The following is a 19,769-nucleotide window of genomic DNA, read 5'->3' as shown; positions in this document are numbered from 1 at the left end:
CCGGGGAAGGGTCGAACTACCGCGTCAGGACGCCAGTTCCCCGGCCAGCGCACGCAGGGCAAGGCGGTAGGAGCCGATTCCGAAGCCCGCGACCGTGCCGCTGGCGACGGCGGCGATTACCGAGTTGTGACGGAACTCCTCGCGGGCGTACGGATTCGAGATGTGCACCTCGATGAGCGGCGCGGTCCGCTGGGCCGCCGCATCCCGCATGCCGTACGAGTAATGGGTGAAGGCGCCCGGGTTGATCACCACGGGGATCGAACCGTCGGCCGCTTCGTGGAGCCAACGGATCAGCTCCCCCTCGTCGTTGGTCTCGCGGACCTCGACGTCGAAGCCGAGTTCCTTGCCGAGTCCGGTGCAGGCGTCGACGAGTCCGGCGTAGGAGGTCGCCCCGTAAACATCGGGCTCGCGGGAGCCCAGCCGGCCCAGGTTCGGGCCGTTGAGGACGAGCACCCTGGTCACGCGGAGACCTCCCCGTACGCGGCGAGCAGGACCGCCGGGTCGGGTCCTTCCAGGACGGTCGGCTTGGCGAGGCCGTCGAGGACGATGAAGCGCAGCACGTTGCCGCGGGACTTCTTGTCGACCTTCATGGTCTCCAGCAGCTTGGGCCACTGGTCACCCCGGTAGGTCAGCGGCAGGCCGACGGAGGCCAGTACGGCCCGGTGCCGGTCGGCGGTCGCGTCGTCGAGGCGGCCTGCGAGACGGCCGAGTTCGGCGGCGAAGACCATGCCGACGGAGACGGCGGCGCCGTGCCGCCACTTGTAGCGCTCGTTCTTCTCGATGGCATGGGCGAGGGTGTGCCCGTAGTTGAGGATCTCGCGCAGCCCCGACTCCTTGAGGTCGCTGGACACGACCTCGGCCTTGACCCGGATGGAGCGCTCGATGAGCTCGGCGGTATGCGGGCCCGCGGGCGTGCGGGCGCCTTCGGGGTCCGACTCGACGAGGTCGAGGATGGCCGGGTCGGCGATGAAACCGGCCTTGATGATCTCGGCCATGCCGGAGACGTAGTCGTTGACCGGCAGCGAGTCCAGCGCTGCCAGGTCGCACAGCACCCCGGCCGGCGGGTGGAAGGCGCCCACCAGGTTCTTGCCCTCGGCGGTGTTGATGCCGGTCTTTCCGCCGACCGCGGCGTCGACCATGCCGAGCACCGTGGTCGGTACGGCGATCCAGCGCACCCCGCGCAGCCAGCTCGCCGCGACGAACCCGGCGACATCGGTGGTCGCCCCACCGCCCACGCCGACGATGACGTCGGTGCGGGTGAAGCCGGTCTGGCCGAGCGCCTTCCAGCAGTAGGCCGCGACCTCGACGGTCTTGGCCTCCTCGGCGTTGGGCAGCTGGATCGCGATGGCCTCGTATCCCTGGCCCGCGAGGTCCTGCCGCACCGTCTCGCCGGTCTCGGCGAGTGCCTCCGGGTGCAGCACGGCCACCCGCTTGGCCCGGTCACCGATCAGCGCGGGCAGTTCGCCCAGCAGGCTGCGGCCGACCAGCACTTCGTAAGGGGCGTGTCCTTCCGTGCCGCCGACCTGGATACGGATGGGGGCGTCCTGCGTCATGCGGGTCTCCTGGCCGGTGGTGCCGGGGTCCGCGGTGGCGACCGCGGGTGGTGGTGTGGTCCCCGGGAGCTGCGGGAGCTCCAGAGCGTCGATGACCGCCTGGGTGACCTCTTCCGGTGTGCGGTCGTCGGTGGCGACGACGACGTCGGCGACTTCGGTGTAGAGGGAGCGGCGGGCTTCCATCAGTTCACGCCACTGCCGGCGCGGGTTGACGGCAAGCAGCGGGCGCGCGGTGTTCAGCCCGACCCGCTTGACCGCGGCCTCCACGTCCATCGAGAGGTAGACGACGCGGTGTCCGGCGAGCAGGGCGCGGGTGGCCGCGTCGAGCACGGCGCCGCCGCCGAGCGAGAGCACCCCGGTGTGTTCGGCGAGTGCGGCGGCCACCGCCGTGCTCTCCAGGGAGCGGAACCGCGCCTCCCCCTCGTCGACGAAGATCTCCGCGATGGTCCGGCCCTCGACCGCCACGATGTCGGCGTCGGTGTCCCGGTAGCCGGTACCGAGCCGTTCGGCGAGGAGTTCGCCCACCGTGGACTTGCCGACGCCCATCGGGCCGACCAGAACGACCAGCGGCCCGCTCATCGGATCTGCAGGTTGTCGAGGTACGACCGAACGTTGCGGCGGGTCTCGCCGACGCTGTCGCCGCCGAACTTCTCCGCGACCGCGTCCGCGAGGACCAGCGCCACCATGGCCTCGGCCACGATGCCCGCGGCCGGGACCGCGCACACGTCCGAGCGCTGGTGGTGCGCGGCGGCGACCTCTCCGGTGGCCACGTCGACGGTGGCCAGGGCGCGCGGCACCGTGGCGATCGGTTTCATCGCGGCCCGCACCCGCAGCAGCTCTCCGGTGGACATGCCGCCCTCGGTTCCGCCGGAGCGGCCCGAGGTACGGCGGATGCCGTCCGCGGTCGGCACGATCTCGTCGTGGGCCTGCGAGCCCGGCACCCGAGCGAGGTCGAATCCGTCGCCTACCTCGACGCCCTTGATGGCCTGGATGCCCATCAGGGCGGCGGCCAGCCGCGCGTCGAGCCTGCGGTCCCAGTGCACGTGCGAGCCGAGGCCCACCGGCACGTCGTAGGCGAGCACCTCGACCACACCGCCCAGGGTGTCGCCGTCCTTGTGCGCCTGGTCGATCTCGGCGACCATCGCCTTCGAGGCGCCGGCGTCCAGACAGCGCACCGGGTCCTCGTCGAGCCTGGCCTCGTCGGCGGGCACCGGAACGACGCCGTACGGAGCCTTCGCCCCCGCCAGTTCCACGACATGGGAGACGATCTCGATCCCGGTCGTCGCCCTGAGGTACGACCGCGCCACGGTGCCCAGGGCGACCCGGGCCGCCGTCTCGCGGGCGCTGGCGCGCTCCAGGATCGGACGGGCCTCGTCGAGCGCGTACTTCTGCATCCCGGCCAGGTCGGCGTGGCCGGGCCGGGGGCGGGTGAGCGGGGCGTTACGGGCCAGCTTCGCCAGCTCCTCGGGGTCGACCGGGTCGGCCGACATGACCTGCTCCCACTTGGGCCATTCGGTGTTGCCCACCATGACGGCCACCGGGCCGCCCATGGTCAAACCGTGCCGTACGCCGCCGAGAAAGGTGACCTCGTCCTTCTCGAACTTCATCCGGGCGCCGCGGCCGTAGCCGAGCCGTCGCCGGGCGAGCGCGTCCGCCACCATGTCCGTGGTGATCGTGACACCGGCGGGAAGGCCCTCCAGCGTCGCCACCAGTGCGGGGCCGTGCGACTCCCCCGCGGTCAGCCAACGCAACCTGCTCAACGGTGCTCCTCATGCTCGCGCCTCGTTCTGCGACGGCGCGACCAGGTGCGCGGCCTCGGCCCGCCTTGTCCGATCCTCCCATGACCGGGCCGCTGTCCGGTCATGGGTCCAATAGGCGGACGTCCCACCGCGGTGCACCCCCGCGCCGCCGGCGGCCACGGCGGGGGCACAGCGGAGCACGGCGGAACACGGCGGTCAGCTCAGCGACGGGGCGGGGCGGTGCTGCTGCGGACCACCAGGCTGGTGGCGAGATCGACCCTGGCGGTGGCGGGCTGTTTGCCCCGGCTGAGGTCGATGACCAGCCGGGCCGCGGTCTCGGCCATCTCCAGCAGCGGCTGGCGCACCGTGGTGAGCGGCGGCCCGACCCACCGGGTGATCGGCAGATCGTCGAATCCCACGACGCTCAGGTCCTCCGGGATGCGCAGACCCGTCTCGCGGGCGGCTTCGAAGACCCCGAGCGCCTGCAGGTCGTTGCCGGTGAAGATGGCGGTGGGCGGGTCCGGCAGCCGCAGCAGGTCGAGACCCGCGGTGTAGCCGGCCTCATGGTGGAAGTCGCCCTCCCGCACGAGCTGTGGGTCCACCGGGAGGCCGGCGGTCTCCAGGGCGGCCCGGTAGCCGTCGATCCGGGCGCGGCTGCACATCATGCTGGCTGGGCCCCCGATGACGCCGATCCGCCGGTGCCCCAGCTCCACCAGGTGGCGGGTGGCGGCGAGACCGCCCTGCCAGTTGGTGGTGCCCACCGACGCAACCTCGTCACCCGGATCGCCGGCCGGGTCGACGACGACAAAGGGAATGTCGCGGCTGGTCAACTGGGCGCGCTGGGCCGCGTTGAGGTCCGAGAGCACCAGGATCACCCCGACGGGGCGGCGGGCCAGCACTCCGTCCACCCAGGTCTGACCGGGAGTCAGCCGACCTGCGCTCTCGGAGAGCACGAGGCTCAGCCCGTCCTCCCTGGCGACGTTCTCGACCCCCCTGATGACCTCCATCGCCCAGGCGCTCTCCAGTTCGTGGAAGACCAGGTCGATCAGCTGGGACTGCTGGGAGGCGCCGCGCCTGCGCCGATAGCCGTGCTGGAGCAGCAGCTCCTCGACCCGGGTGCGGGTGCCGGCAGCGACGTCGGCACGCCCGTTCAGAACTTTCGAAACTGTCGGAGCCGAAACTCCGGCGGCACGGGCGATCTCAGCCAGAGTGGCGGCGACTTCCGGCTGATCTCCGGCAGTCGTCTTTCGCTGTGGGGACGGGGCGTTCGCAGGGCGCATACCCGGATCGTAGCTCCCGATCCAGCTCACACCAGCCCCGGTGCGCTGATCAGGGAAACTCCTGCGCACCCTCTTGACGGGCCCCGAACCCACCCGTACGGTTCCGGCAACATTCGCAGGTCAATTCGAAACATTCGACAGAGGTGCGGTCATGGGGTCGGGCATTCTCAGCAGCGGTACACGTACGGCCAGATGGACCGCGGCAGGGGCCGCGATGGTGATGGCCGGGGTCCTGGCCGGCTGCGGTTCGAGCAGCGGTAGTGGCGGTGGCAGTTCCATCACCGCCTACGTCTACGGCGACGACGCGGTGAAGGTCCAGAAGGCGGCCGTCGCGAAGTTCAACAAGACGTCCGACGTCAAGGTGAAGCTGGTGTCCATACCCGGCTCCGACTACGTCAACAAGCTGCGCAGTGCGATGGGATCGCCCAACGCTCCGGATGTCTTCTACAACTGGGGCGGCGGCTCCATCAAACCGTACGTCGACGCCGGCCAGCTGGTCGATCTCACCTCGACCGTCAAGAGCGACGCCACACTCAAGGACGGCTTCCTGCCGTCGATCATGACCGCGGGCGGCCTCGACGGAAAGATCTACGGCGTTCCGATGCGCGGGATGCAGCCGGTGGCGCTCTTCTACAACAAGACGCTCTTCGCGGAGAACCACCTCCAGGCCCCCCAGACCTGGAACGACCTGCAGAACGACATCACCACCTTCAAGTCCAAGAACATCACCCCCTTCGCCCTCGGCGGCGCCGACAAGTGGCCCGAGCTGATGTGGATGGAGTACCTGCTGGACCGGATCGGAGGTCCGGACGTCTTCAAGAAGATCCAGAGCGGTGATTCGTCGGCGTGGGGCGATCCGGCTGTGCTCAAGACCGCGCAGACCGTTAAGCAGCTGGTCGACGAGGGCGCCTTCGGTTCCAACTACAACTCGGTCGACTACACCAACGCCGGCGCGCCCACCCTGTTCAGCAAGGGCAAGGCCGCCATGCATCTGATGGGCTCGTGGGAGTACTCGACCCAGCTCGGCAAGGCCCCGAAGTTCGCCAAGAAGGACCTGGCCTGGACCGCGTTCCCGACCGTGGCGGGCGGTGTCGGCGACGTGCAGGACGTGGTGGGCAATCCCACCAACTACTGGTCGATCAACGCCAGGACGAAGCACAAGGACGTGGCCATCAAGTTCCTGAAGGCCATGGCAGCGGAGTCGTATGCCAAGGCCCTGATCGCCAACGGCGACGTCCCCACCACGTCCAACGCCGCTTCGCTGTTCGGCTCGTCACCCAACCCGGCGTTCTCCAAGTTCCAGTACGACATGGTGCAGAAGGCCCCGAGTTTCACTCTCTCGTGGGACCAGGCACTGGAGTCCCAGGTCGCCACTCCGCTGCTCACCGAGGTCAGCAAGCTGTTCGCTGGGAAGTCCACCCCCGAGCAGTTCGTCTCCGCTATGAAGGCCGTCAAGTAACGATGTCCACCACTCCGCTCGTCACGAAGCCCGCCCAGGCCACGAAAGCGGCCCGGCCGGTCAAGCGCGGAGGCGGCCGGGCGGCCGGCAGCAATGTCGGCCGCCCGCACGTCGGCTGGGCGCTCCCCGGTCTGCTCTTCTTCGCCGTCTTCGCGATCGTCCCGCTGGGGCTCGCCGTCTATCTGTCCTTCTGCAAGTGGGACGGCCTCAACTCGCCCACCGCGGCCGGTCTCGACAACTGGACGCGGCTCTTCAAGGACCACGACTTCGGCCAGGCCGCCTGGCTGAGTCTGCTGCTCACCGTGATCAGCTGGGCCTTCCAGACGCCGGTCGCCCTGCTGCTGGGGGTCTGGGCAGCCGGGCGCCAGCGCAGCCGCGCCGTGCTCTCCGCGATCTTCTTCGTCCCGCTGCTGCTGTCCACCACCGCCATCGCGATCCTCTTCCATGCGCTGCTGGACCCCAACTTCGGTGTGATCAAGGAGATCGGTCCCTGGATCGGGGTCGACCCGAACGTGATGGGGACCTCCACCGGCGCCCTGCTGGTGGTGGCGTTCGTCGGCGGCTGGCAGTTCATGCCGTTCCACACCCTGATCTACCAGGGGGGCGCGCGGCAGATTCCCGAAGTCCTCTACCAGGCCGCCTCCATCGACGGCGCGGGGATGCTGCGGCAGTTCTTCCACATCACGCTGCCGCAGCTGCGGCACACCGTGACCACTTCGTCGGTGCTGATGATCGTGGGTTCGCTGACCTACTTCGACACCGTGCTGATCATGACCAAGGGCGGTCCGGGCACCGACACGACGATCCTGCCCTACCTGATGTACCGCACCGGCTTCCAGACGTACGACCTCGGCTACGCCGCCGCCATCGCCACCGCCCTGGTCGTGGTGGCCACCAGCATTTCGCTGATCCTGGTCCGCTTCAGCGGCTTCGGGACCATGCGCTCCACCCGGGAAGGTATGTAACGCGATGTCGTCCGACACCCGCACCGCGGCGCCGGCCGTAACGCCCCTGCCGCCGGGTCCGGCCGCCGGTGCACCACGGCGCCGCCGGTTGCTGCGCCGAGCGAACCCACTGGCCGGTCTCGGCTCGCTGGTCTGGCTGGTCATCGTGCTGGTCCCGCTCTACACGCTGATCTCCTCGTCCCTGATGCACCAGGACGAAGCACTCGACGGCGACCCGCTGGCCTTCCCCACCCATCCCACGCTGGACAACTACAACACCGTGCTGCACAGCGGCTTCTTCACGCTGCTCGCCAACACCGCGATCGTCGCCGTTTCCACCGTGCTCATCGTGCTGGTGCTCTCGGTGCCGGTGGCCTATGTCGCGGTACGCACCCGTAACCGCTGGTCGTCGCTCGCCTTCCGGACCTTCCTGCTCGGGGTGGCGATCCCGGCGCAGGCAGTGATCGTTCCGCTGTATCTGCTGATCGGGAAGATGGGGCTCTACGACACCCTGCCTGCGATCATCCTGCCCACCGCGGCGTTCGCGATGCCGGTGTCCGTCCTGGTACTGAGCGGCACGATGCGCGATGTCTCCGAAGAGCTGTACGAGGCGATGGCCCTCGACGGTGCGTCCCCCCTGCGGATGCTGATCCAGCTCGCGGTGCCGTTGTCCCGGGCGGGCATCAGCACGGTGGCCATCTACTCGGCGCTGCAGGCCTGGAACGGCTTCCTCTTCCCGCTGATCCTCACCCAGTCGGAGGGCAACCGGGTCCTGACGCTCGGTCTCTTCAACTTCATGTCCCAGTTCGGAGTGAACATCCCGGCCACGCTGGCCGCGATCACGCTCTCCGTGGTGCCGATCTTCGCGGTCTATCTGGTGGCCCGGCGCGCCCTGGTGAACGGCCTGATGGGGGTGGGCGGCAAGTAGGGCCGAGCACAGCAGTACCGCATCACCGCCACTCCGGAGAGGAACCCCTGCACGATGGCATCCCGCCCCGTTCCGCAAGCCCCGCGCGCCGCTGCCGCCCCCGTCACCGTCGCCGAAAGCCCCGCCGTGGACATCCCGGCCGTGGAGAGCCCCGCCGTCGGAGGCCCGGCAGCCGGGGACCCGGCCGCCGCGGCACCCTGGCGCGACCCGTCCCGCGCGCCCGATGAGCGAGTGGCCGATCTCATGGCCCGGATGACCCTCGAGGAGAAGACCGCACAGCTCTACGGGGTCTGGGTGGGCGCCGACTCCGACGGCGACGGGGTCGCACCGCATCAGAACGACATGGTGGATCCGGTCGACTGGGAGGAACTGATCACTCGCGGCCTCGGGCAGCTCACCCGGCCCTTCGGCACCGCCCCGGTGGACGCCGGTGTGGGCGCCGTCTCGCTGGCCCGCGCCCAGCAACGTATCGCCGGTGCGGGGCGGTTCGGGATTCCCGCGGTGGCCCATGAGGAATGCCTGGCCGGCTTCACCGCCTTCGGCGCGACCGCCTACCCGGTGCCGCTGGCCTGGGGCGCCGCCTGGGATCCGGCGCTGGTCGCCGAGATGGCCCACCGGATCGGCAGCGACATGCGGTCCGTCGGAATCCACCAGGGTCTGGCGCCCGTTCTGGACGTGGTCCGCGATCTGCGCTGGGGGCGTGTCGAGGAGACCATCGGCGAGGACCCCTACCTGGTCGCCACCGTGGCCACCGCCTACGTCCGCGGGCTGGAGGCCGCCGGTATCGTCGCCACCCTCAAGCACTTCGCCGGGTACTCCGCGTCGGCCGGCGCACGCAACCTCGCCCCGGTGCGGGCCGGTGCGCGCGAGCTGGCCGACGTGATCCTGCCACCGTTCGAGATGGCCGTGCGGGAGGGCGGCGCCCGCTCGGTGATGAGCTCCTACTCCGAGATCGACGGTGTGCCCACCGCAGCCGATCCCGCCCTGCTCACCGACCTGCTCCGGGACACCTGGGGCTTCGACGGCACCGTCGTCGCCGACTACTTCGGCATCGGCTTCCTGGAAACCCTGCACAAGGTGGCCGCCGGCCGCGCGGACGCCGGCCGCATGGCCCTGGCCGCCGGTGTCGACGTGGAATTGCCCACCGTCCGCTCCTACGGTGACGCTCTGGTCGCCGCCGTCCGTGCGGGCGCGGTGGCGGAGGGAATGGTCGACCGGGCGCTGACCCGGGTGCTGCTGCAGAAGTGCGTGCTCGGCCTGCTCGACCCCGACTGGTCTCCGCTGCCCGTCACCCTTGCCGGCGGTGGCGACCCCGAGCAGGCGCGCGGCACCATCGACCTCGACCCCGCCGAGAACCGGGCGCTGGCCAGGCTGCTGGCCGAGCGGTCCTGCGTCCTGCTCGCCAACCCGTCGGGCGCGCTGCCGCTGCGCGCCGACGCCCGGATCGCCGTGGTCGGCCCCCGCGCGGACGACCCGTTGGCGATGCTCGGCTGTTACTCATTCCCCAGTCATGTCGGCGTCTCCCACCCGGAGATGCCGCTGGGCATCGCCATTCCGACCCTGCTGGAGTCGCTCGGCGCGGAACTTCCCGACGCCCGGCTGACTTTCGCCCCCGGTTGCGACGTGGACGGCGACGACACCTCCGGCATCCCGGCCGCGGCCGAACTGGCCCGCGAGGCGGAGATATGCGTGGCGGTACTCGGCGACCGCGCCGGGCTCTTCGGACGCGGCACCTCCGGCGAAGGCTGTGATGCCGCCGACCTCTCCCTGCCGGGCGTCCAGGGCGAACTGCTCGACGCGTTGCTGGCCACCGGAACCCCGGTGGTGCTGGTGCTGCTGACGGGCCGTCCGTATGCGCTGGGCCGCTGGGACAGCGGGCCGGCCGCCGTCGTCCAGGCCTTCTTCCCGGGCGAGGAGGGCGGCCCTGCCCTGTCCGGAGTGCTCTCCGGGCGAGTCAATCCATCGGGCCGGCTGCCCGTCGGGGTGCCGCACGGACCGGGCGGCCAGCCGTGGACGTATCTGCAGCCACCGCTGGGGCTCGCGGGTGGCGTGAGCAACCTCGACCCGACGCCGTTGTACGCCTTCGGACACGGGCTCTCGTACACTGCCTTCGCCTGGGACCCGGTCGGTCCGATCCCCGCCGAACTGCCCACCGACGGATCCGCGGACATCGAACTGGTCGTCCGTAACACCGGGACGCGCGACGGCGCCGAGGTGGTGCAGCTCTATCTGCACGACCCGGTCGCTCAGACCACCCGCCCCGACGCACGGCTCATCGGCTACGCCAGAGTGCCGCTGGCCGCAGGGCAGGCACGGCGCGTCCGGTTCCGTTTCGACGCCGATCTGACCTCCTTCACCGGCGTGGACGGGCGACGGGTCGTCGAGCCCGGCGATCTGGAACTGCGCTTCGCGGCCTCCAGTGCGGCGGCCGATGTCCGGCACACCGTGCGGCTGCGTCTCACCGGTCCCGAGCGCACCGTGGACCACCGGCGCCGTCTGGTCTGCGACACGTCCCTCAGCCCTGTCCCGGACGGGGTCTGACACCCGGCGGGACGCCCTACCGGCTCCGATCGAGCCGTCTCCCCCGCCCCACGGCTCCGGCCGGCCCCGGCCGTCCGGGGCCGTTCGCTGCCTGCCGCGGCCCCATCGACCTCTTCGCGAATTCTCGTGCACGGGGATTGACCGCCGAATTCGCAGGCTCTAGGTTTCCCAGAAACTTGCGGAAACGATCTCGAAACTTTCGATCGTTCCCTTCCGCTCCCTCGCAGGGATCACCCAGCTTCCGTGCATCGAAAGGGACCTCCCATGCTCAGGACCAGATCTGCCGCCGTGGCCGCCGCAGCGGCCGGCACCGCACTGCTCGTCTCCGCCTTCACCCTCCCGGCATCCTCGGCCACCGACCAGCACGGCAAGTCGCAGCAGCACCGCCCCTCCGCGCACTCGCTCGGCGCTCTCGGGCTGCGGGCCGGACTGCGGATCGGTACGGCCGTCGACACCTCGGCCCTGGCCGACGACGTGCCGTACCGGGCGAAGGTCTCCGGCGAGTTCTCCTCCGTCTCGCCGGAGAACGTCATGAAGTGGGAAGTCGTGGAACCCACTCGCGGGACCTACGACTGGAGCGCCGCCGACGATCTGGTGAGCTTCGCGCGGGCCCACGGACAACTGGTCCGCGGACACACGCTGGTCTGGCACAGCCAGCTGCCCTCCTGGCTCACCGCCGGGGACTTCAGCGCCGACGAACTGCGCGACATCCTGCACCGGCACATCACCGACGAGATGACTCACTTCAAGGGCAAGGTCTGGCAGTGGGACGTCGTCAACGAGGCCTTCAACGACGACGGCACCCTGCGGGACAGCATCTGGCTCCAGAAGCTCGGCCCCGGTTATATCGCCGACGCCTTCCGCTGGGCCCATCAGGCGGACCCCCGGGCGAAGTTGTTCATCAACGACTACAACATCGAGGGCGTCAACGCGAAGAGCACCGCCCTCTACCAGCTGGTCGCGCAGCTGCGGAAGCAGCACGTACCGATCGACGGCGTCGGCATCCAGGGCCATCTGGACGTCCAGTACGACGCGCCGCACGACATCGCCGACAACATGCGTCGTTTCGACGCCCTGGGGCTGGAGACCGCCATCACCGAGGCGGACGTCCGGATCACACTGCCGGTCGACAGCACCGAGTCGGAGGCACAGGCAGAGGCCTACAGCGTGCTGCTCCAGGGCTGCCTGCTGACCCGGCACTGCACCGACTTCACCGTGTGGGGCTTCACCGACAAGTACTCCTGGGTGCCCGGCACCTTCACCGGTGAGGGGGCGGCCAACATCTTCGACGAAGACTTCCGGGCCAAGCCCGCCTACACCGCACTGAGCCAGGACCTGACGCTCAGCGCCGGCCGGCACTGACCTCCGGCCCCCCGCTCCATCCCTGATCGAGGAGTTCCCCACCCATGGCTTGGCTCGACTGGACCGCCCTCGGCGGCTACTTCCTGGTGATGCTGCTCATCGGCCTCTGGTCGCACCGACGGGTCGGTGACGTGAGCGACTACTTCACCGGTGGCGGCCGGATGCCCAGGTGGCTGTCCGGCATATCCCACCACATGTCCGGGTACAGCGCCGCGGTGTTCGTGGCGTACGCGGCCATCGCGTACAGCTACGGCATCACCGTCTACGTCTGGGCGTTTCTGCCGCTGGCCCTGGGCACCGGCCTGGGCGCCTGGCTGTTCGCACCGCGCTGGAACCGGCTGCGGCGGCGGTTCGCGGTCACCTCCCCGCTGGAGTACCTCGCCAAGCGGTACAACATCCCCACCCAGCAGGCGCTCGCCTGGAGCGGTGCGCTGCTGAAGGTCTTCGATGTGGCCGCCAAATGGGCCTCGGTGGCCGTACTGCTCCAGGTGTTCACGGGTATGTCCATGACGGCCGGCATTCTCATCACCGGCGTGGTGACCCTGCTCTACTGCACGGTGGGCGGGCTGTGGGCCGACGCACTCACCGACCTCGGCCAGTTCGTCATCCAGGGGGTCGCGGCGCTCGCGATGGGGTGGGTGGTACTCGACCGGCTGGGTGACGGCGTCGCCGGGCTCGGCACGCTCTGGCACCGGCTGCCGCAAGGACACAGTCACCCGCTGGTCGGCCCCTACACCGCCGCCTTCCTCGGCGCCTATGTCATCATCAAGATCTTCGAGTACAACGGCGGTATGTGGAATCTGGCCCAGCGGTACATGGCCACCGATTCCCCCGATGCGGCCCGCCGTTCGGCCGCGCTGTCCGCCGGTCTGTACGTGGTGTGGCCCGCCGTCCTGCTTTTTCCGCCGGTCGCCGCCGCGGTTCTGCTGCCGCATGTGGCCGACCCGCAGCAGGTCTACGCGCTGATGGCCCAGTCGTATCTGCCCGCCGGCCTGGTGGGCCTGACCCTGGCGGGAATGTTCTCGCACACCATGGCCATGGCCTCGTCCGACGCAAACGCGGTCTCGGCCGTCGTGGTCCGGGACATCATCCCGGTGATCACCCGGCGGACCAGGTCCCTCACACCCGAAGCGGGGCTGCCGGCGGCCCGGATCTGTACGGTCACCTTCATCGGCGTCAGCATGATCGTCGCCATCGAGGCCGATCACTTCGGCGGTGTCCTGGGCATCATCGTCGGTCTCGTCGCGGCCGTGATGGGGCCGATATCCATTCCGATGCTGCTGGGCCTGCTCCCGGCCTTCCGGCGGTGCGGTCCCCGGGCCGCGCTCTCCTCCTGGGCGCTCGGGCTGCTGGGCTATGTCCTGGTGAAGTTCCTCCTCGACAGCACTGACCAGACCCTGCTGATCGTCACCCCGCTGGTCACCTCACTGGTGGTCTACATCGGCGTCGGCCTGCTGAGTCCGGAGGGCAACGGAACCGCCGACGCCATCGTCAGCGCGGTGTCCCCGGGCCCCGACGAGGGCGGCGAGCGCGTGATCACGCCGGACAAGCAGCCCGCGGCGTCCGCCGCCACCGACTGAGCCCGCGCCCGCCCACATCCACCCGTCCCCATCCACCGTCCACGTCCCCGCACGTAACCATTTCGGGAGAGCAGCTATGGACAGGCACTTCCCACCGCAGTTCACACCGCACACCAGTCGCCGAACGGTTCTCGGGCTGGGCCTGGGCGTCACCGCGCTGACGGCAACCCCGCTCGGCTCCCTGCTGGGCCTGACCGGCGCGTCCGCTGCGGCCGGAACCGGCCGCACGGCGGGCTCGACGGATTCCGGGGCGTACATCTCCTTCACGCCGGAACCGGGAAGCTTCCCGCTGGTCAGAGCGGGGAGGGCGGTGCCGATCGCGGTCAGCGACAGCGACTACCCGGGCGTCGTCCGGGTGGTCGGTGACCTCGCGGCCGACATCGAGCGTGTCACCGGTGTCCGTCCCGTGGTTTCCCACGACGACCTGCCCGGAGCCCGCGAGATCACCCTGGTGGGCACCATCGGGCGCAGCCCCCTCATCGACGGGCTGGTGGCAGCGGGCAAGCTCGACGTCAGCGGTGTCCGAGGCAAGTGGGAGACCTCCCTGCTGACCGTGGTGGAGAAGCCTCTGCCCGGAGTCGACCGGGCCTTCGTGATCGCGGGCAGCGACCAGCGGGGCACCATATTCGGGGCGTACGACGTTTCCCGGGGCATCGGTGTCTCGCCCTGGCACTGGTGGGACGACGTGGTGCCGCTGCACCGGGCGGAACTGCACGTACTCCCTGGACGGCACAGCCAGGGGACCCCCGCCGTGAAATACCGCGGCTTCTTCATCAACGACGAGAACCCGGCCCTCGGCACCTGGGCCCCCGCCTACTTCGGCCCCGGCAAGGCAGCGGGTTACGAGGGCGGCTTCAACGCCGGTTTCTACGCCAAGGTCTTCGAGGTGATGCTCCGGCTCAAGGCGAACTATCTGTGGCCCGCCGTCTGGGGCCGCGCCTTCGCCGAGGACGATCCGGAGAACCACGCCACCGCGAAGGCGTACGGCATCGTGATGGGCACCTCGCACGAAGCGCCGATGATGCGCGGCATCGAGGAGTGGAACCGGCACGCCGTGCCGGCCGTGCGCGACAGTGCGGGCCGCGTCACCACCCCGGGACACGATCCCTACGGCGGCACCGGCGAATGGTCCTACCGCCACAACTCCGAAGCGCTCAAGGCCTACTGGGCCGACGGCATCCGCCGGATGACCGACCAGGACTTCGAGGGGGTGGTCACGCTCGGCATGCGCGGCAACGGCGACACCGGGCTGCCGGACGGTGACGGCATCGATCTGATGACCGAGATCATCGCGACCCAGCGCACGATACTCGCCGAGGTCAGCGGCAAGGACGTCACCACGATTCCGCAAGTGTGGACGCTGTACAAAGAGGTGCAGAGGTACTGGGACCGCGGGCTGCGGGTCCCCGACGACGTCACCGTGGTCCTCACCGACGACAACTGGGCCAACCTGCGCAAACTGCCCGACCTGAAGAACGATCCGCGCAGCGGCGGTTACGGCCTCTACTACCACTTCGACTATGTCGGCGCGGGCCGGAACTACAAGTGGGTGGACACCACGTCGCTGCCCAATATGTGGGACCAGCTCCACCAGTCGATCGCCTACGGCAATCACGGACTGTGGGTCACCAACGTCGGTGATCTCAAGGGAAACGAGCTGGCCACCCAGTTCTTCCTGGACTACGCCTGGGACCCCGACCGCTGGACCGCTGACCGGATCCCGGAGTGGGAGGAGCAGTACGCCCGGCAGAACTTCGGTGAAAAGCAGGCCACCGCGGTGGCTTCGCTGCTCAGCGCCTACGCCCAGTTGCAGTCCCGCCGCAAGCCCGAACTGCTCAACCGCAGAATCACCCTCGACCCGGCCAAGGACCCCGCCAAGGATGCATCGGCGATCGTCAACGACGACCGGGCCACCCCCTTCAGCCTCACCGACTACCGGGAACTCGAGCGGGTGACCGCGGAATGGCAACGGCTGGGCGCGACGGCCGAACTGATCGGCAGAAGGCTTCCGCACTCCGCCCAGGACGCCTGGTACGAACTCGTCGGATACGAGGTGCAGGCGACCGCCAACCTGTATGCGCTGCGCGAGGCAGAGTTCACCAACCTGCACTACGCGGCCCAGGGCAGGGCGCTCACCAATGACCTGGCGGCCACCGCGGAGGCCCGGCTCGCCGACGACCTGGCGATGGCCGACCGCTTCAACACCCGCATCGCGGGCGGCAAGTGGGCCGGTTTCCAGACCCAGCCGCACATCGACTACGGCGATGTGGAGCGCTACGGGCCCAACGCCCCCTGGCAGCAGCCGGAGATCGACAACGTCGCCCTCAAGGACGTGCTCTTCCCCGCCGTCAAAAGAATCGATCTTCCGGCCCGCGCCGAGATGGGCGTCGCCATCGACGGCTCGGACGCCTGGTGGCCCGCGGAGCAGGGCCCGGCGGTCCTGCCGGTCTTCAGCCCCTACCAGAGCCAGCCGGCCCAGTACATCGAGCTCTTCAACCGGGGCAGCTCGGCATTCGACTACCGCGTTCGTACGGGAGTCTCCTGGCTGACCGCCGACCGCACTCGCGGCCGGGTCACCCAGCAGGAACGCGTCACCTTCCGGGTCGACTGGTCGCGAGCGCCGAAGGGCACCACCCGGGTGCCGGTCACGGTGTCCGGGCCGGACGGACACGAGGTGGAGGTGCGGGCGGTGGTCGACAACCCCTCGGTGCGCCGCTCCCAGCTCTCGGGTTTCGTCGAGGCGAACGGCTATGTCTCCATCGAGGCGGACCACTACGCGCGGTCCGTCGGCGGCGCCGGGATCTCCTGGCGGCGGATCCCGCATATCGGCCGCACCGGATCGGGCATGGAGCCCTTCCCGGTCACCGCTTCCCGGCAGAGCCCCGGCGGGTCGTCCCCGCGACTGGAGTACCGGCTCACCCTGTTCAGCACCGGCCCGGTCGCCGTGTGGGCGCATCTGTCGCCGCGCAATGACGCCCTGGCGTCGGACGGTCTCAAGTACGCGGTCTCCTTCGACGACGACGCACCGCAGACGGTCAACATCACCGAGGTGACCGGGGCCGACGACGGCACCATGAACGCGCAGTGGGCGCGGAACACCTCGGACAACGTCAATGTCACCAGCACCGCGCACCGCATCCGCCGTTCCGGGGTGCATGTGCTCAAATTCTGGATGGTGGACCCCACGGTGGTCCTGCAGAATCTGGTGGTCGACACCGGTGGTCTCAAGCCCAGCTACCTGGGACCGCCGGAGAGCCTCAGGCTGCACTGAGGTGGAGGAGCGAACATGAAGGTGGAGCTCGGTGACGGCGCAGCCGTGACGGTCGGAACGGACGGCGCCGGTGTGGTTCTCACCGCGCGGCCCACGCCGTCGGGGGTCGGTGAACCGGTGCTCCGGTGCACGCCCGGCCAGGCACGGGAGCTGGCCACGGCTCTGCTGCGGGCCGCCGCCGACGCGGAGCGCGCCGAGCCCGCCGAGCCGGTCACCGTCGAGGCGCGAGAACTGCGCCGCGGCGACGTACGGGCCGGCGACCGCTCGATGACGGTGGACCGGGTACGGCACGCGGGGGACACCACCCAGGTGACCTGGGCCTCGGGCTCCGGCCGCAGCTGGACCCAGGAGTACGCCGCGGACACGGCCATCGGTCTCCGGCGCCGCGGCTGACCGCGCCCGCGGTCTCCGGCGCCGGCCCGTCGCGCTCAGCGTGTGCCGAGCGCCCGTTCCCCTGCTTCGCGCATCGCGGACAGCGGGGCGGGCGCCCGGCCCGTCATCTGCTCGACCTGCAGGACCGCCTGATGGACGAGCAGGTCGAGTCCCCCGACGACAGCGCCGCCGCGCGCCGCCCAGGCGCCGGCGACGGCGGTCGGCCACGGGTCGTAGAGCACATCGAAGAGCGTGCCCGGTGCGGCGGGGACCGCCCCGGCGAGCGCGTCGGTCACGCCGGCCGGGGTGGTCGAGACAACGAGCTGGGCGTGCAGCGCCGCTGCCGCGTCGGCCCAGTCGGCCGTCCGGACGTCGACACCGAGCCGCTCGCCCCAGCCGCGCATCTCCGCGGCGCGGGCCGGGCCGCGTACATAGGCGGTGACCTGGCCGGTACAGATCCGGGAGAGCGCGGCCAGCGCCGACGACGCGGTGGCTCCCGCACCGAGAACGGCGGCGGAGTCCACCTTCTCCACGCCCCGTTCGCCCAGCGCCGCGATCATTCCGGGGATGTCGGTGTTGTCCCCCAGCCGTCGGCCGTCCTCCGTGAAGACCACCGTGTTGACCGCTTCGACGCAGGCCGCCGTGTCGCTGATCCCGTCGAGCAGCGGAATGACCGCCCGCTTGAGCGGCATGGTCAGCGACAGACCCGCCCAAGCGTCGTCGAGCTCTTCGATGAACCCGGGAAGGCCCGTCTCGTCGACCTCGAAACGGTCGTACGACCAGTTTTCGAGCCCGAGTTCGCGGTAGGCGGCGCGGTGCAGGACCGGGGAGAGAGAGTGTGCGATGGGCGAGCCGAGGACGGCTGCCCGCTTCCGTGGGATCACTGGGCTGCCTGCTCCTGCTGCTTCTGATACTTCTCGCGGTTGCGGTTCTGCTCGGCGTTGGTCACCGCGAACACCGTCTTGTCCTCGGTCACCGACACGAAGTAGTACCAGGGGCCGGGGGCGGGGTTCATCGCCGAGTGAAGGGCGTCGGGGCCCGGGTTGCCGATGGGGCCGGGTGGCAGGCCCTTTATGTTGTAGGTGTTGTACGGATCGTCGATCTTCCTCAGAGCGTCCACGCTGCCCACGTCGAGCGTGCTCTGCTTGCGCACGTAGTTGACCGTGGAGTCGAATTCGAGCCGCCCGACCGTCTCCGTGTTGTTCGGCTTCAACCGGTTGTAGACGACGCGCGCCACCTTGTCGAAGTCGTGTTTGTACTTGCCCTCGGCCTGGACGAGGCTGGCGACGGTGATGACCTGGAACTCATCCTGCAACCCCAGCTTCCGCGCCGCGCCGGCGAGGTCCTGCTTGCCGTACGCCTCGTCGGCCTGGCCGACCATCTTCTTCAGGATGTCCTCCGGCTTCATCTCGTCGCTGACGGGATAACTCGCCGGATAGAGAAACCCTTCGAGCGGGTCCTTGAGCTCCTTGTGCCCCTTCGCCCAGTTCGGCAGGCCCAGCTGATCGGCCTTCGCCTTGGCGATCCCCTGGGTGGTTCCCTTCTTCAGTTTGAGCTTGTCGTCAATGGCCGCGTAGACCTGCTTGTCCCGGGTACCGGGCGGCACGATGAGCACATTGAGACTCTTCGGATCGACCATCGCGGTGACGGCGTTCGCCGCGGACATGTGCTGGTTCAGCGAGTAGACCCCGGCCTGGAGGGACTTGCCCTTCGGGTTCTTCTGCGCTGCCGCGACGAATGCGTCGACACTCTTGACGACCCCCTTCTTCTTCAGCAGTCGCCCGATCCCGCCGATACTGGTGCCGTCAGGCACCTCGACCTGAACCGGCGCGCTGCCCACACCCGTGAAGTCGGGCGGCGGGGCGTTGCGGCTCTGCCAGTAGTCGTAGGCGAAGTAACCGCCCCCGCCGACGCCGCCGACCAGGACCACGGCGACCGCCAGGCAGCAGCCGCCGCGGCGCTTCTTGGTCTTGGTGTTGCCGCGGCGGTCACGGGTGCCCGTGCGGGTCTCGCCGGGGTCGTCGTCGTAGTCGCTGTCGCGGTCCTTGTCGTCGGTGCCATCCGGACGGTCGACACCGGTGAAGAAGGGATGCGTCTCGGGCTCGGGCTCCGGTTCGGCGGGGGCCTGCTGCTGCCATTCCTCCCGCTGGTCCGCGGACTGTGGAGGCGGATAGGCGTCGGGCGTGCGGTAGTGGTCGGGGTTCTCGCCTCCGTGGTTCCCCTGCTGAGCGGCGTACGGATCGGGCGCCTGCGCCCCGTACGGCGTTCCCTGCTGCCGGCCGTTGCCCCAGCCGCCGTCCTGGTACTGGCCCTGCGGGCCCGGCGGCTGCTGCTGCCCGTACGGATCCTGCGGCGGGTACGGGTCCGGGTAGCCCTGCTGATACGTCTGCTGCTGGTACGCCGGGTCCTGTGGGTATGCCTGGCCCTGGGGATACTGCTGCGGGTAGGCCTGCTGCTGGTAGGGGTCCTGAGGCTGCGGGTACACCGGGTTGCCGTACGGGTCGTACTGCTGTCCCTGCGAGTACTGCTGTCCCTGCGAGTACTGCTGCCGGCCGTCGTACTGCGTCTGCGCGCCGTACTGGGCCTGAGCGTCGTACTGGGCCTGAGCGTCGTGCTGCGTCCGACCGTCGTACGGGGCCTGGTCGGCGGTGTCCTGCTGACTTCCCCATCCCTGGTCCCCGTACAACGGGTCCTCGGGATGCCACGGTTCGGAGCCTGCGCCCCGGCCATACTCAGTCAT

Annotated in this window: 14 protein-coding genes; 8 read left to right on the top strand and 6 right to left on the bottom strand. The window is 69.8% G+C overall.

The features are described from left to right. Positions 1-24: 24 nt before the first annotated feature. From aroQ to AB0436_RS25410, 4 genes are all read right to left on the bottom strand, one after another. Positions 25-462 carry a type II 3-dehydroquinate dehydratase gene (gene aroQ / locus AB0436_RS25425; protein WP_365854660.1) on the bottom strand — a complete coding sequence of 146 codons (438 nt, stop codon included), beginning with the start codon at positions 460-462 and terminating at the stop codon, positions 25-27. Continuing rightward, positions 459-2,132 carry a 3-dehydroquinate synthase gene (aroB, locus tag AB0436_RS25420; RefSeq protein WP_366470236.1) on the bottom strand — a complete coding sequence of 558 codons (1,674 nt, stop codon included), beginning with the start codon at positions 2,130-2,132 and terminating at the stop codon, positions 459-461. The genes aroQ and aroB overlap by 4 nt, the downstream gene beginning before the upstream one ends. Next, entirely contained in the window at positions 2,129-3,313 is a 1,185-nt protein-coding gene (gene aroC, locus AB0436_RS25415; protein ID WP_366470235.1) for a chorismate synthase, read from the bottom strand. The genes aroB and aroC overlap by 4 nt, the downstream gene beginning before the upstream one ends. Positions 3,314-3,513: 200 nt before the next feature. Continuing rightward, positions 3,514-4,572, bottom strand: a complete 1,059-nt coding sequence (locus AB0436_RS25410; RefSeq protein WP_366470234.1) for a LacI family DNA-binding transcriptional regulator — start codon at positions 4,570-4,572, stop codon at positions 3,514-3,516. 214 nt (positions 4,573-4,786) lie between these two features. On the opposite strand from AB0436_RS25410, the gene AB0436_RS25405 reads away from it, so the two are divergent. The 8 genes from AB0436_RS25405 to AB0436_RS25370 all read left to right on the top strand — a co-directional run bounded on the left by AB0436_RS25405 (position 4,787) and on the right by AB0436_RS25370 (position 17,050). Then, positions 4,787-6,031 (top strand): extracellular solute-binding protein, encoded by a 1,245-nt coding sequence (locus AB0436_RS25405; protein ID WP_366470311.1) that lies wholly within the window; start codon positions 4,787-4,789, stop codon positions 6,029-6,031. A 2-nt stretch (positions 6,032-6,033) separates the two neighbouring features. Further along, the gene (locus tag AB0436_RS25400; protein WP_366470233.1) at positions 6,034-6,996 is read left to right on the top strand and encodes a sugar ABC transporter permease; all 963 of its coding nucleotides are present in this window, start codon (positions 6,034-6,036) and stop codon (positions 6,994-6,996) included. A 4-nt stretch (positions 6,997-7,000) separates the two neighbouring features. After that, entirely contained in the window at positions 7,001-7,903 is a 903-nt protein-coding gene (locus tag AB0436_RS25395; RefSeq protein ID WP_366470232.1) for a carbohydrate ABC transporter permease, read from the top strand. A 243-nt stretch (positions 7,904-8,146) separates the two neighbouring features. Next, the gene (locus tag AB0436_RS25390) at positions 8,147-10,444 is read left to right on the top strand and encodes a glycoside hydrolase family 3 N-terminal domain-containing protein (protein WP_366470310.1); all 2,298 of its coding nucleotides are present in this window, start codon (positions 8,147-8,149) and stop codon (positions 10,442-10,444) included. Between the two features lie 264 nt (positions 10,445-10,708). Further along, positions 10,709-11,806 (top strand): endo-1,4-beta-xylanase, encoded by a 1,098-nt coding sequence (locus AB0436_RS25385; protein WP_366470231.1) that lies wholly within the window; start codon positions 10,709-10,711, stop codon positions 11,804-11,806. A 44-nt stretch (positions 11,807-11,850) separates the two neighbouring features. Then, positions 11,851-13,386: a sodium:solute symporter family protein gene (locus AB0436_RS25380; RefSeq protein WP_366470230.1), complete on the top strand. Its 1,536-nt coding sequence runs from the start codon at positions 11,851-11,853 to the stop codon at positions 13,384-13,386. Positions 13,387-13,462: 76 nt separating this feature from the next. Then, positions 13,463-16,657 (top strand): glycosyl hydrolase 115 family protein, encoded by a 3,195-nt coding sequence (locus AB0436_RS25375; protein ID WP_366470229.1) that lies wholly within the window; start codon positions 13,463-13,465, stop codon positions 16,655-16,657. A 15-nt stretch (positions 16,658-16,672) separates the two neighbouring features. Further along, the gene (locus AB0436_RS25370) at positions 16,673-17,050 is read left to right on the top strand and encodes a hypothetical protein (RefSeq protein WP_366470228.1); all 378 of its coding nucleotides are present in this window, start codon (positions 16,673-16,675) and stop codon (positions 17,048-17,050) included. Between the two features lie 35 nt (positions 17,051-17,085). Here AB0436_RS25370 and AB0436_RS25365 read toward each other — a convergent pair whose 3' ends face one another. Together AB0436_RS25365 and mltG are read right to left on the bottom strand one after the other, a co-directional pair. Further along, the gene (locus tag AB0436_RS25365) at positions 17,086-17,913 is read right to left on the bottom strand and encodes a shikimate dehydrogenase (protein ID WP_366470227.1); all 828 of its coding nucleotides are present in this window, start codon (positions 17,911-17,913) and stop codon (positions 17,086-17,088) included. Continuing rightward, positions 17,910-19,769, bottom strand: a complete 1,860-nt coding sequence (gene mltG, locus AB0436_RS25360; RefSeq protein WP_366470226.1) for an endolytic transglycosylase MltG — start codon at positions 19,767-19,769, stop codon at positions 17,910-17,912. Before mltG ends, AB0436_RS25365 begins: the two co-directional genes overlap by 4 nt.

Source organism: Streptomyces sp. NPDC051322 (assembly GCF_040689485.1).
In the GTDB taxonomy this organism is placed as follows: Bacteria; Actinomycetota; Actinomycetes; order Streptomycetales; family Streptomycetaceae; genus Streptomyces.
The sequence above is the reverse complement of the archived record's forward strand: the minus strand, read 5'-3'. Positions and strand labels throughout refer to the sequence as shown.